12 protein-coding genes and 2 pseudogenes are annotated in these 13435 nt (G+C 53.4%); 11 read left to right on the top strand and 3 right to left on the bottom strand.

The genetic code is table 11. The features are described 5' to 3' along the window. Window positions 1-7: 7 nt before the first annotated feature. Window positions 8-478: pseudogene (locus ACN1C3_RS14165) on the bottom strand (IS5/IS1182 family transposase); the annotation flags it as partial. 98 nt (window positions 479-576) lie between these two features. Between ACN1C3_RS14165 and ACN1C3_RS14160 the strand changes: the two are divergent. The 7 genes and pseudogenes from ACN1C3_RS14160 to ACN1C3_RS14130 all read left to right on the top strand — a co-directional run. After that, a pseudogene (locus ACN1C3_RS14160) lies at window positions 577-1062 on the top strand (helix-turn-helix domain-containing protein); the annotation flags it as partial. A gap of 166 nt (window positions 1063-1228) precedes the next feature. Next, entirely contained in the window at window positions 1229-2155 is a 927-nt protein-coding gene (locus tag ACN1C3_RS14155) for a LysR substrate-binding domain-containing protein (RefSeq protein ID WP_419116432.1), read from the top strand. A gap of 227 nt (window positions 2156-2382) precedes the next feature. Then, window positions 2383-2808, top strand: a complete 426-nt coding sequence (locus tag ACN1C3_RS14150; protein ID WP_154863206.1) for a VOC family protein — start codon at window positions 2383-2385, stop codon at window positions 2806-2808. A gap of 110 nt (window positions 2809-2918) precedes the next feature. After that, window positions 2919-4178 carry a cation:dicarboxylate symporter family transporter gene (locus tag ACN1C3_RS14145; RefSeq protein WP_419116431.1) on the top strand — a complete coding sequence of 420 codons (1260 nt, stop codon included), beginning with the start codon at window positions 2919-2921 and terminating at the stop codon, window positions 4176-4178. A 257-nt stretch (window positions 4179-4435) separates the two neighbouring features. Then, the gene (ggt, locus tag ACN1C3_RS14140) at window positions 4436-6097 is read left to right on the top strand and encodes a gamma-glutamyltransferase (RefSeq protein WP_419116557.1); all 1662 of its coding nucleotides are present in this window, start codon (window positions 4436-4438) and stop codon (window positions 6095-6097) included. 423 nt (window positions 6098-6520) lie between these two features. Beyond that, complete coding sequence (locus ACN1C3_RS14135) at window positions 6521-7258, top strand: GntR family transcriptional regulator (protein WP_419116430.1); 738 nt, start codon at window positions 6521-6523, stop codon at window positions 7256-7258. A 209-nt stretch (window positions 7259-7467) separates the two neighbouring features. Then, window positions 7468-8709, top strand: a complete 1242-nt coding sequence (locus tag ACN1C3_RS14130) for an alpha/beta fold hydrolase (protein WP_419116429.1) — start codon at window positions 7468-7470, stop codon at window positions 8707-8709. A 119-nt stretch (window positions 8710-8828) separates the two neighbouring features. On the opposite strand, the gene ACN1C3_RS14125 is transcribed toward ACN1C3_RS14130, so the two are convergent. Then, window positions 8829-9590 carry an SDR family oxidoreductase gene (locus tag ACN1C3_RS14125; RefSeq protein WP_419116428.1) on the bottom strand — a complete coding sequence of 254 codons (762 nt, stop codon included), beginning with the start codon at window positions 9588-9590 and terminating at the stop codon, window positions 8829-8831. A gap of 16 nt (window positions 9591-9606) precedes the next feature. After that, the gene (locus tag ACN1C3_RS14120; protein ID WP_419116427.1) at window positions 9607-10233 is read right to left on the bottom strand and encodes a glutathione S-transferase family protein; all 627 of its coding nucleotides are present in this window, start codon (window positions 10231-10233) and stop codon (window positions 9607-9609) included. A gap of 148 nt (window positions 10234-10381) precedes the next feature. On the opposite strand from ACN1C3_RS14120, the gene ACN1C3_RS14115 reads away from it, so the two are divergent. From ACN1C3_RS14115 to ACN1C3_RS14100, 4 genes are all read left to right on the top strand, one after another. Next, window positions 10382-10891 (top strand): flavin reductase family protein, encoded by a 510-nt coding sequence (locus ACN1C3_RS14115; RefSeq protein WP_419116426.1) that lies wholly within the window; start codon window positions 10382-10384, stop codon window positions 10889-10891. A 67-nt stretch (window positions 10892-10958) separates the two neighbouring features. After that, a complete protein-coding gene (ribB, locus tag ACN1C3_RS14110) occupies window positions 10959-11606 on the top strand; it encodes a 3,4-dihydroxy-2-butanone-4-phosphate synthase (RefSeq protein ID WP_419116425.1) in 648 nt (215 codons plus the stop codon). A gap of 97 nt (window positions 11607-11703) precedes the next feature. Further along, window positions 11704-12120 carry a carboxymuconolactone decarboxylase family protein gene (locus ACN1C3_RS14105; RefSeq protein WP_154863223.1) on the top strand — a complete coding sequence of 139 codons (417 nt, stop codon included), beginning with the start codon at window positions 11704-11706 and terminating at the stop codon, window positions 12118-12120. A gap of 46 nt (window positions 12121-12166) precedes the next feature. Continuing rightward, entirely contained in the window at window positions 12167-13288 is a 1122-nt protein-coding gene (locus ACN1C3_RS14100; protein ID WP_007988518.1) for an LLM class flavin-dependent oxidoreductase, read from the top strand. The last annotated feature ends 147 nt before the right edge of the window (window positions 13289-13435 follow it).

Genomic DNA, 13435 nt, shown 5'->3' with positions numbered 1-13435 from the left:
CATGGCCATGCCTTCTAGTATCGACCGCTGCCTGCACGTTGTAGCCGTCGATTCCCGTGCCGCGATTCATCATGGAACTGACATCTGGATCGGTCAGTGAGACCTGTTTGCCCGGCGATTAGTTAAGCTGGATTTCAATCGCCTGAAGCTCCATTATTTGCGTCTTCAGCTTGGCGATTTTCTCCTCCAGCCGTACGGCGTTTGGCTCCGAAGACGTGGTCTTTTGCTGTTCGGCAGCATCGAGTGCTAGCAGGTAACGGTTGATGCTCGATTCAATTTCTTCCATTCCCCGTTTCAGTTTAGCGCTGATGAAATTACGGTCGCGATTGTTGATTGCTTTGAATTTGCCGTCGATGGCGAACAGATTTTCTCCGAATAATCCCAATTGCTGACACAGCGCAACGAACTGGCGGCATACGTCTCGGATGGTCTTGCTGTTGTCTTTTCGGAAGTTGGCAATGGTCTTGAAGTCTGGCATCTAACGCCCGGGTACCCACACCTGAAAGCCAGCGGGGAGGGTTGAGTCATCAACTTTACATCGTTGGCCAGTGTCATCGGCTTGCAGGGTTATGCCCCTTATTGGCACTGCTCGATTAGCCGGAGCCCATCCCTGTCCTGCTTCCTTGATCCAACGCGAGCTTCACTGCCGTCTCTTGCAGAGTGATCAGGCGAGTCGGCTGCGACAAAAAACGTCTGTCGATGGCGAAGGTTATCTGATCGCAAAAGCCATCGATTGGCTGAAGTTGAATTATACCTCGGCGCTTCGCGTCGATAACCTTGCAGCCCGTCTGCAGAGGAGCACTTCGACCTTTCACCACCACTTCCGCCAACTTACCGCAATGAGCCCTTTGCAGTACCAAAAAATGGCTGCGACTGAATGAGGCAACGCGATTGATGCTCAATGAACACCAGGACGTTCCCAGTTCGGCTTTCAAGGTCGGCTATGAAAGCCAATCCCAGTTCAGCCGCGAATACAGCCGGCTGTTCGGCGTCCCCCCTAAGAGGGATATTGCGGTGCTACGAGGGTTGGGGTCGCAACATCAATGCGTACTTGAGGGGTGATCGATTATGGCTTCGCTTGCCGACAGCTCCATGTCTGGTTCAGCTAGGGAAGCTCGCCGCCAATACTCTTTCGACGTTTCATGAGAGTGTCCTTCGATCAGCTGATTTCCGAAAACATTTAATAGACGCACAGTATTGGGAAGTCAGGTCTGAATGAATAAACGTCATGAATAATATGCAGGAGTTGTTAGGTCGCGTGACCATGGACGAGCTATCGGCCTTCGTGGCGGTAGTGGAGGCCCTCAGCTTCACAGATGCGGCCAAGGTCATAGGACGAGACGCCACGATCATCTCGCGAAGGATTGGGCAACTGGAAGAGCGACTCGGAATTCGACTGTTGTCCCGCACCACGCGGCGCGTCTCTCTGACTGAAGTTGGAACGCTTTACTATCAACGTGTACGTGCACTGTTGGATGAACTGGACAGCGCCGGCCAAGAGGCGAGTAACTTCGCGGCCAGTCCTCAGGGATTGCTCAGGGTGTCGATCCCCGTCACCTTTGGACGCAGATGGGTGGCGCCATTACTGCCCGCTTTCATCGCACAGTATCCAAAAATCCGAGTGGATGCGCGTTTTGCTGATCGCTACGTCGACGTAGTGGCTGAGGGGTTTGACGTGGCTATCCGCGTGGGGGTGTTGCGCGATAGCACGCTCGTCGCCAAGCAGATCGCGCCATTTCGCAACCTGCTTTATGCATCCCCAAGCTATATCGCTTTGTACGGTCAACCTCAGACGCCTGAAGCGTTGGCTGAACATGCCTGCCTGGGATTCAGTAGTCACTCGAGCTGGCCAGACTGGGTACTGAAAAACGGCAGTCAGCACCGGACGGTACGGCCAACTGGCCCGTTGATTTCGGACAATTCAGAGTCACTGCTTCAAGCGGCTGCTAAAGGCGTCGGCATCATCCTTACTCCGGATTGGCTAGCGGGGCCCGCGGTTCGCAATGGTGAACTTGTGCCTGTCCTGCCGCAATGGCAGGGCTCGGAGAGTGGCGGGGTTTACGCGTTGATGCCGCCGGGGCGACTCGTTCCAACAAAAACTCGCGTATTCGTCGACGAAATCACCCGCGCTATTCAGGCAGGTTGGGACCAGTAGGAAGATCGGGAGCCTTCTAAGCCGGGCATAAGTACTCCGATACGCTGTGACGAGCGGTGTATTTTGCGTTGAATAATTGATAAAAATAATTTGTGCTTATGAAAAATATATATTGATTTTATTTACGGTGGAGCCGCTTTAGCATAAATCCATCTTCAAAGAAGCTGTCGGACAGTAAGCGTGCTGTCCGACTTCATAAACCTATAAAAACTGCATTCGGAGTCCTGATGAGTCTTTCTCCTTTCCACCTGGCAATTCCTGTTTACGACCTGGCCGCTACGCGTACGTTCTACGGCGAAGTGTTTGGACTCTCCGAGGGGCGCTCCAGCACTCAATGGGTCGATTTTGATTTTTATGGTCATCAACTGGTCATCCACGAGCATCCAAAGACCGCTTCTCAAGAAAGCGTTCACAGCAATCCGGTTGACGGCCACGACGTACCGGTTCCTCACTTCGGCATCATTCTGGAATGGGCGCAATGGGAAGCATTGGCCGAGCGCCTGAAGTCCTTCGGTACTGAATTTGTCATCGAACCCTACATTCGATTCAAAGGGCAGGTTGGTGAGCAAGCCACGATGTTCTTGTTCGACCCGTGTGGTAACGCGCTTGAGTTCAAAGCATTCAAGGATATGAGCCAGCTCTTCGCCAAGTAATAAATAACCTGGCGCACGAATATGGCGCCAGGAAACCTTAATGAGCTGGAAGCTCATGAATCTAGCTACTGCCCTCAAGCAGTCCTTTCATTCCAACAAAAAGGCTAGACATGAAACGTATCCCATTGGTTTGGCGAATTGTTGCTGGGCTTTTGCTCGGCGTGCTTGTCGGTTGGTACTTCAATACCCATCCACAAAATCAGGTCTGGGTCAGTACCGAAATTCTTAAACCCCTTGGCGACATTTTCATCAAGATGATGAAGATGGTTGTTGTTCCCATTGTTTTCTGCTGCATGATTCTCGGTATTGCGGGAGGCGGCGATAACAAGTCCTTCGGACGTATGGGTGCCAAATCGCTGATTTACTTTTTTGCAATTACCAGTTTGGCCATTGTCCTCGGCCTGTGCTTCGCTAACTTCTTCGAGCCTGGTAAAGGCACTGAAATTGCTGGCATCTCGCACAGTACATCGACGGTCAACATGGAGCCCTCAAAAGGCGCGCTTATTATCCTGCAGAACATTGTTCCCGATAACGTGATTGTGGCGATGTCGGAAGGGAAGTTGCTGTCAGTGCTGTTTTTTGCTGTCCTCTTGGGGTTGGCATTGAACGCGCTGCCAAAACAGAAAAGCGCACCGGTCATTTCAGTCGTTCAAGGCTTATCGGATGCGATGTTCAAAGTGGTCTCGTTTGTCATGGCTTATGCGCCGATCGGCGTATTCGGTATGATCGGCTCGACCGTTGCGACCTTTGGCTTCGCCTCGCTGTTGCCTTTGCTCAAGTTGATTGGCGTGGTTTACCTCGCGCTGATTGCGTTTGCCTTGATTGTCCTTGGAGGCATTTGCTATCTGATTGGCGAAAACGTCTTCAAGTTGATCAAGTACTTCAGGGATGAGCTGATTCTGGCGTTCTCCAGTGCGGCCTCCGCAGCGGTCATGCCGCAATTGATGAAAAAGCTGGAGAACTACGGCGTTCCTCAACGTATTGTCAGCTTCGTGGTACCGGTGGGGTATGCGTTCAACCTGGATGGTGCGTCCATCTTCCTGGGCGTGGCGACGATCTTTATCGCTCAGCTCTACGGCATCGATCTGTCACTGACTCAGCAAATTTTGCTGGTGGTCACGATGGTGTTGACGTCGAAGGGTGCTGCGGGTGTGCCTGGTTTTGCCATCATTATTTTGTCGGCGACCCTGGCGTCAGCCGGACTGCCTCTGGAAGGCGTCGCGTTGATAGCCGGTATTTTCAGGATTATCGACAGCGGCACCACCACCTTGAACGTGCTGGGTAATGCAATTGCCCCCTTGGTCATCGCCAAGTGGGAAAAAGCGCCCCTCGTACGCGAAAGTGCTATAGGCGTCGAGCAGAACGCTTAATCAGTGACATAAAAAAGCCTTCCACGTTAACCGCGTCGAGGGCTTTTTTTTGACTGGTATATCGATAATAACTATTCGTGTGCTGCGTTTATTCAGGCCATGAGTCACACGGTTCAACCAAAGAACCGTGTGCTCGAAGTTGCCAATGTGTTGCCATTATTTATAAAAAAAACAGGTGGTTTATGTGCAAAGACTCGTTGTTCTACCGGGCACATCGCTGTGCTTTGTTATGCGTGATGTGGGTGGCGTCTCTGTTGATGGGTAGCCATCAGCTTGTGATGGCGAGCCCACACACTGAGTTGACCCATTCTGCGATTGCCGTACCTGACCGTTTTGCTGCGGACACCGCCAATGCCATCTTTGCCAAAGGCGGTAACGCCGTTGACGCGGCAGTCGCCGTTGCATTTTCGCTGGCCGTGACCTATCCCGAAGCCGGAAATATTGGCGGGGGCGGTTTCATGACCCTTTATTACAAGGGTAAACCGTATTTTCTGGATTACCGTGAGCGCGCTCCGCTCAAGGCAACCCGTGACATGTTCGTTGACGAGCACGGAAAGGTATTGCCACCCGACAATCCGCGAAGCAGCGTGGTAGGACACAGGGCGGTCGGCGTCCCCGGAACCGTTGCCGGAATGTGGGAAGCACAACGGCGTTTCGGTCGACTTAAATGGCAGGCAGTGGTTGAGCCGGCTATTGGCTATGCCGAGGCAGGCTTTCGGGTCGAAGAGAGGCTAGCCACGCTGGCAGTCAATGAAAACAAAGCCCACTTCGAGGGAAAAACCGACTTTTCCCAGTATTTCGGTAATCTGAAGAGTGGCGAATTGTTCAAGCAGCCAGAGCTGGCGGCCGTGCTCAAGCGTATTGCAAAGCACGGGGCCGCAGGCTTCTATACGGGCCGAACGGCGCAATTGATCGCTGAGGATATGGCTGAGCATGATGGCCTGATCAGCGAAGCTGACCTCAAGGAGTACAAGGCCGTCTGGCGTAAGCCGATAGTCGCAACTTGGAATGGGTTTCAGGTGATCACCGCACCACCTCCCAGCTCCGGCGGGATCGCATTGGTTCAGCTGTTAAAGATGAAAGAGGCGCGTCAGGCAGACTTTCAGGGCGTTGCAGTGAACTCTCCTCAGTACATCCATCTGATCGCCGAGATCGAGAAACGCGTCTTTGCCGATCGTGCCCAGTACATGGGGGACCCTGACTACCTCAAGGTGCCGGTCCAACAACTGTTGGACGAAAAATACATCGCGGGGCGCGCGGCTGAAGTCAATCCCTCTGGACTATCTGACACGGCTAGTATCAAAGCAGGGCTGAATGTGACTTTTCCGGAAAAACCGGAAACCACCCATTACTCGGTGATCGACAAATGGGGCAACGCGGTATCCAACACCTACAGCTTGAATGGCTTCTTTGGTTCCGGTGTGGTTGCAAGCAAGACTGGATTTTTGCTCAATGATGTGATGGACGACTTTTCCGCGCTGGCTGGCGTGCCGAACCAATTAGGTGTGGTCGGCAACGATTCCAACTCGATTGCGCCGGATAAACGTCCGTTGTCCTCGATGTCCCCGAGCATTTTCCTGAAGGATGGGAAAGTGGCCTTGGTGATCGGTACTCCCGGTGGCTCGCGGATTTTCACCTCGATCTTCCAGGTGCTCAGCAACCTCTATGACTACAAGATACCCCTCAAGGACTCGGTGGGTATGATGCGCTTTCAGCACCAGTTGCTGCCGGCAAACACCATCTTCTGGGAACCTTACTCTCCGATCACCGGGCAATTAGCCAAGGACCTTGAAGCCAAGGGTTACAACCTGGTTAACCAGGGCTTCAATGGCGATATCCAGGCTATCCGGGTCGATGGCCGTACTCCAGAACCTGTGGCAGATCCGCGGGGGAGGGGTGTGACAATGTTGATAAAGTAGCCTGATACGGCAAGCAATAACGACGGCGACGCAAGCTCTGTGGCTTGCGTCGCTTTTTTACGTGCGCAGTGTAACCCCATCCCTTGTATCTCTGATGTCCCCAAAGGGGCAATCTTCCTCGTAGCGCAACACTCTTTCCTGGCTGGATTTAAGCTGAAGGCTCACCTATGAATCGGGACCTGAGCGGAACGCTTTCAGGCAGGTGACGATGTTTGAGCAACGGTCGGCCCTCTGCATCGACGTGTCCTGGATCAGGTCTTGTGGCAGTACAGCGGATTGATCGCATACAATCAGACAATCTGATGGGTGAGATGTGTAATTCTGGGGGTTCCCGGTATTCATGACAGGCATTTTCACCTGCGTCAGGTCTCAATTGACGATTGCCCTGAGTAGAAAGAGAACGACATGAGGGAGATAGCATAGATGAGTGAGTCAAGCCTCCAGATCCCCAAGCGCGGCGCGACGCTGCGCTTGTTAGTGGAAGACAAGATTCGAGAAGCCATCTCGTCCGGTGTGCTTCGTCCTGGCCAACGACTGATCGAACGTGAGCTTTGCGAGATGACGGGAGTCGGCCGCACGTCCATTAGAGAAGCGTTACGACAGCTTGAGGCGGAAGGCCTGATTACCTGCAACGCCCACAAGGGACCTTCCGTGAACAAAATTTCCTTGGAGGAAACGCGCCAGCTGTACGCGGTACGCGGACTTCTGGAAAGCTTCTCGGGACAGGAATTCGCCTTGTTGGGTACAGATGCACAGATCCGTCGCCTCGAGGAAGCTGCTGCGGTATTTGAGGTTCGGGCTCAGCAATATTGGGAATACCCTGACCGAGACCTCGATAGCATGAGGGTTGCGCGTGATGCGTTGATTGAAGCCAAGACCCAGTTTTACGTTTGCCTGATGGAAGGTAGCAATAATATTTTCATCGTCCAGATGCTGACCACGTTACACAACCGGATCACATTGTTGCGCGCCACATCCATGACCCAGCCCGGTCGCCTTCAGCACTCAGTTAAGGAAATCAAGGAAATCGTGACAGCGATCAAGTCGAGGGATGGTGCTCGGGCGGCAGAAGCTTGCCGAGCACACATCGAGTTGTCGGCCAAGGTGGCCATCAATTATTTGGAAAGCGTCGAGCTGGAAGAGTCAGGTATGTCTGATTGACAGATTGTCTGCAAATCTGGATATTCATCACGGCGTGGTTGTGCCTCTTTTCTGCTGCCCGGTTGCCAGTAAGCCAGTGCGCCGGGTGCTGCTTGCGAGACAGGTAATGGAAGAGCGCGTGACCGGTTGAAATCGGTACGGCCCCCATTTGGGCTGTAAGACACTGACGTGATGACTCGTCACTGCAAGAGTGACGGAGGAGAAAAATAATGACTGCATTCATCAGTTTGAAAGAGAGGCTGGTTAACGCGTACCCCGACCCCGAACTACGCCGGCTTGCCCCGGGGCTCTCGATAACCGTCGAATTCGGCGTCGGATCGCAACGCACTGGGCTCAGTGTTGCCGACGGTCATCTGTTCAAAGGTTTCTCCGGCGAGCCTGCCATCCGCATCGAGGCCGCTGAAGCGCAGTGGGGGCACGTGCTGTGCGTTCCACCTGTGGCGACCTACCATAGTTTCACCGCTTTACAGATTGCCAACCCTGCTTTCGAAGTGAGCGGCGATGCACAACTGATCGCCCAGGCGCGGCCGTTTCTGGAGCGCTTGTTCGAACTGATTACCCTGACACCAGCGGCTCCTGCATTGCCTGTACAGCGATCGATGTCGCAAATTCAAGGGCAGTATGCTGCTGTTCGCGTTTTGGGACAGGAGTATGAGGTTTATTACGAAGTGGCCGGGGAGGGCGTGCCGATCTTGTTCCTTCACACTGCCGGTGCAGACGGCCGACAGTATTTCGGACAAATGGCCGATGTCGAAATGGCGCGGCAATTTCGCATGTATGCGATCGACCTTCCATTTCACGGTAAATCGATGCCACCCCGCGACTGGGACGGTGCCCCTTATTTGCTGACAAGCGAATGCTACCAGCAATGGTGTACGGCGTTTATTGAGCAGGTGATAGGCGCCCCCGCCATCGTCGTCGGGGGCTCAATGGGCGCCGCAATGTCCTTGGTGCTGGCGGCCGAGCACCCTGAACACCTGATCGGTGTTGTAGCGTTGGAGCCTCCTTTCCAGTCCCGCGGTCGCCGTAATCCTTATCAGAACCACGTGCAAGTACATGGGGGCCTGCACAACGGCGCCTATGTTCGAGGCCTGATGAGTCCGACCAGTCCCATTGAGGATCGCCGTCGCGCCAGTTGGATTTATTCGCAGGGAGGACCTGGTGTCTACCCAGGTGATCTGGCGTTTTACAGTGACGAGTTCGATGGTGCCGTGACCGCGCCGCGTATTGATGCCGCGCGCACACCGGTCGCGCTCCTCTCAGGCAATTATGACTATTCCGCAACACCGGCGGATGGCGCCAAACTGGCTCAGTTGATTCCGGGCGCATTGCACCTGGTCATGGATGGGTTGGGGCACTTCCCCATGACGGAGCATCCGGATAACTTCCGGCCCTACCTGATTCGGGGGCTCGAACATGTAGTAAGCGAGGCCGAGCTGAAGGGGGCCTGAATATCAGGAGGAAAGCTGACCTTAAGCCCTCGGGCGGGTCAGTTTTCTGTTGTGGCAGATAACTTAGTAGACGAAAAAAAGCCCGGTTACTCACCGGGCCAAAGGTCACAGGTAAAGGGTCAGTCGACCAAGTGGTTGCCAATTGAAGAACCGCCGTCCACGGTCAGGATGCTGCCGGTGGCAAAGCGAGAACGGTCAGAGGCGAGGAACAGGAAGGCTTCTGCAATTTCCTCTGGTTTGCCCATTCGATTCATTACCGCCCGTGCCTCCAAAGCGGCCCGCAACGCTTGCGGTGTTTCAGATTGGGCGAAGATCCTGTCGAAATAAGGGCTATCGATGGTGCCAGGCGCTACCGCGTTTACGCGGATGCCATCAGCCGCATGATCCAGTGCCATCGCTCGCGTCAGCGCCGAAACGCCGCCTTTGGAGGCAACATAGGCCGTGCGGTTAGCAATGGCACTCGTGGCCGTATACGACGTGGTATTGATGATCGAGCCGGATTTCTGTCGGGCCATGACCGGTATGACATGCTTGGCGCACAGGAACATGCCTTTGAGGTTGACCGACATCAGTCGGTCCCAATCCTGCTCTTCAATGGTGACAACGTTCCCGGTCAGACCGAAGCCGGCGTTGTTGACCAGCACATCGATGCGGCCGAAGCGGGCAACCGTCGTTTCGACTAACGCTTGCACCTCTGCATTGATCGCCACATTGCAGCCAATAGCGGTGGCCCCAATCTCATCCGCGGTCGCCTTTGCGGCCTCGACGTTCACATCGGCCACGATGACCGAAGCGCCATTCTTCGCAAATATTGTCGCAATGGCTTTGCCAATGCCACTGGCTGCGCCAGTCACGATGCATACCTTGTTTTCTAATTCCATTGTCGTCATCCCCTGATCAAGTCACCGGTCCGGCCCATTTCTGGCGGAAGGAATCGTGCGTCAGCATTCGCACATACCATGCCTTCACGTTGGGCAGGTCAGCCCGCGCAAAGTCCATGTTCAGCCAGCGGTGCCCATGCACGGCCCAGGCAATATCAGCGATGGTCATCTCGCTGCCACAGATGTAATCGTGCTCGCCGAGTCGGGTTTCTATCCAGTTCCACACTCTGCCAGCTTCCCGAATGGCTGTTTCCAACGCTTGCGTGTCGCGCTTCTCCAGTGGTGTGCGAATCAACTGAAAAAACACCACCGTTTGCGGTCGGGTCAACTGAGTTTGCTGGCAGTCCAACCATTGGTCGACCACACCGCGTCTTTTCGGGTCAGCGGGGTAGAGCGAGCTGTCGGGGGCATAGGCATTGCACAAATAGCGCAGCACAGCATTGCTTTCCCAGAGCGTGAAATCACCATCGACCAGTGTAGGAACGAGGCTGGTCGGGTTTTTGCTCCGATAGTCGTCTTCTTCAAGCCCGCCGAAGACGTTCCCGATATCGACCCGCTCGTAGTCGAGGCCCAGCTCGTCCATAAGCCAGACGACTTTCATGACATTGCTGGATTTCATGTGGCCAAACAGCGTGCGTGGCATGTCTGTGTCCTTTGTTGAATGAAATTCGAGATTCTTTATAAGTATTGTCAGACAATCTGTCAATCAGCCAAAATAGCTTTGACAGATTGTCTGACGATCTGTACGTTTGGTTTCACATGACCCATGCGACTCCTTGGACGAGGCAGACATGAAAAAACAAGAACAAGAACAAGAAATAGAGTTGGTTAACGACTTCAAACAAGCGATGCGTCGATTGACCTCGACGATTTCGCTGATTACCACCCGCCACCTCGGGCAGCCTTTCGGAATGGCTGCCACAGCTGTGCAATCAGTGACTACTGATCCTGCAACAATTCTGGTCTGTGTTAACCGCTCGGCGTCCATCAGCGCTGCGTTGGAGGAGAGCGGGCGGTTCGCGGTCAATATGCTCCATCACTCCCATGTCGATCTCGTTCCGATTTTCAGCGGCCAGTTGAAGGGCGAGGAGCGTTTCGAGCACGGTCAATGGATCGAAGAACACGGCGTACCTGTGCTGGTGGATGCCCAAGCCTCACTGGTGTGCGAGGTCAGTTCGGTCACAACCATCGGCTCGCACGACGTTATTTTTGGCAGAGTGCTGTGGGTCGATACGCGGCTGGATATCTCCCCACTGCTTTACGAAGACGGTCGCTTCGCAAGATCCGCGGCTATCAAATGATGCTGTTGTCTAGCGCTTTGGTGTCATCTCTTGAGCGGCATGCCGTTAGCGTTCAGTAGAGGTTGTTATGGTCTTTGCAACGATTGAAAACGCATTAAAAGTGATTGTCTCTGGCGGGATGGTCATCGTGGTGGATGATGAGGGGCGTGAGAATGAAGGTGATGTCGTCATGGCCGCAGAGTTCGCGACGACAGAAGCGCTGACATTCATGGTGAGTCGGTGCCGAGGCATTGTGTGTGCGCCTATGCCAGAACCTGTCGCACGCCGCCTCGAATTACCTTTGATGGTGGAACGAAATACCGACTCCATGAAAACGGCATTTACCGTGTCGGTTGATCTCATAGCGGGGATTACCACCGGCGTTTCGGCTGCCGAGCGTGCGTTGACACTCCGAGCACTCGCCGCACCTGAAACCAAGGCTGAGTCGCTTGCCCGGCCTGGGCATATTTTTCCGCTCATTGCTCGCCAAGGTGGCGTTGAGGTACGAGCCGGTCACACCGAGGCTGCTGTAGATCTGGCTGAACTGGCAGGTCTATCGCCGGTGGGCATCATCTGCGAGATCCTGAAGGACGACGGTAGCATGGCGCGTCGTGCGGACCTGGAGATCTTCGCGCGTGATAACGGACTCATCATTATTTCGATTGCCGACTTAATTGTATGGAAAGCGAGGAATTCTCTTCAGTTTCAATATGTAAGACCTAGTCTGGTTGCATAAACCTACATGATTTTTTAAACCGTAAAACCTCTAGCACGATGGCTGCTTAGTTGGCCGGAGGGTTGCGAAGGTTATAATTCACCTCGAGGAAAATAGAATGAACAGTCAAGCCAAGATCACTTCCCCCGACGGAAATCAACTTTCCGAGCGATTCCACGAAGGCCTTAAAACCCGTCGTGAAGTTTTGGGTGAGGCCTATGTAGATAGCTCTATCGCCAAGGCGACCGATTTTAACTGGCCGGTTCAGGAGCTGGTAACCGAATACTGCTGGGATGCTATCTGGAATCGTCCGGGCCTGGATCGCCGTACGCGTTCATTCTTGAACCTGGGGATGATTTCCGCACTGAATCGTCCGCATGAACTGAAGTTGCATGTGCGCGGCGCTATCAATAACGGTTTAAGCAAAGAGGAAATCCGCGAGGTGCTCCTTCAAGTGGCTATTTACTGTGGCGTGCCCGCATCCATTGATGGCTTCCGTTTGGCACAGGAAGTTTTCGACGATATGGGCGTTTAATCCAACGGCACTACAGCGTTTAAAAAAATAAAAAGAGGAATGCAACATGGACATGCAGGAACGTTTTCACGAAACGGGTAACCCGATGTTCAACGATAACGCGCTTAAATTGGGCGTTTTCGGAACAAACTGTTCAAATGCCTGTGCTATTACGACTGCCGAGTCAACGTTTGAGCCCACATTTGAACACAACGTCAAAATCGCCAAGCAGCTTGAGGCGGCAGGCTGGGAGTGTATGGTGCCCATCGCTCGCTGGCGTGGATTTGGTGGGGAGACAAACTTTAACGGCAGTAACATGGAAACATTCACATGGGCAGCCGCCATGGCCGCAGTGACCACCAAACTACAATTTTTCTCCACCACTCACGTACCGACCATTCACCCGATCGTTGCCGCAAAAATGGCGACCACGATTGACCATATTTCCAAGGGGCGTTTCGGCCTCAACCTAGTTACCGGGTGGTTTACTCCGGAAATGGAAATGTTTGGCCGTGAAATGATGGAGCACGATCAGCGTTATGAATACGCTGACGAGTGGATGGATATCGTGGCGGCTCTCTGGGAACGCAATGGTGTCGACTACAATGGCGACTTCCATAAGACCAAAGACGCCGTGATGGAACCGAAGCCTTACAACAAGGCCGGTCGCCCGGTAATGATTTGCGCGGGATCGTCTGGCAAGGGACTGGATTTCACAGCGAAACACTGTGACTTCAACTTTGGTTTCATGCAAGACATGGAAAAGGGCGCTGCTTGGGTCAAGCATGTTAAAGAACTGGCTCGCTCAAAGTTTGGCCGAGAGTTGGGGACGTTTACCTCGTGCCCGGTCATTGTTCGCGAAACAGAAAAGGAAGCACGCGAATATTATGATTATTACGTGAAAGAGAAGGGCGACACGGTGGCGTGCGATAACCTCGCTGAGGTTTTGCAAGTGCAGTCGCAAAATCACTCTCCGGAAATGTATCAGAAGTTCAAGGAGCGTTTTATCGCGGGTTGGGGGGGCTTCCCAATTGTAGGTTCGCCTGAGCAAGTCGCTCAAGGATTGATCGATCTGAAGAAGACGGGTGTCGACGGAACGCTGTTGACGATGGTCGATTATAATGAAGAACTTCCTTTCTTTAATGAACGGGTCATGCCTTTGCTTAAGCAGGCGGGTCTGCGACAGTAAAGTTATCGAAGGGTGTTTGCAGATTGCAAACACCCTTTATGGGTAACACGTCAAGAATTTTAGCGTTGTCGGTGTGGTAATTGTGGCTCACATTTGCCCGTGTGCATTCGAGTCCTTTTTAAAAAAGGAGACGATGCAGTAGTTTAC

The sequence above is a fragment of the Pseudomonas sp. H11T01 genome, assembly GCF_048515765.1.
In the GTDB taxonomy this organism is placed as follows: Bacteria; Pseudomonadota; Gammaproteobacteria; order Pseudomonadales; family Pseudomonadaceae; genus Aquipseudomonas.
Note: the sequence above shows the minus strand (reverse complement) of the source record. Positions and strands in the feature narration are given on the sequence as shown.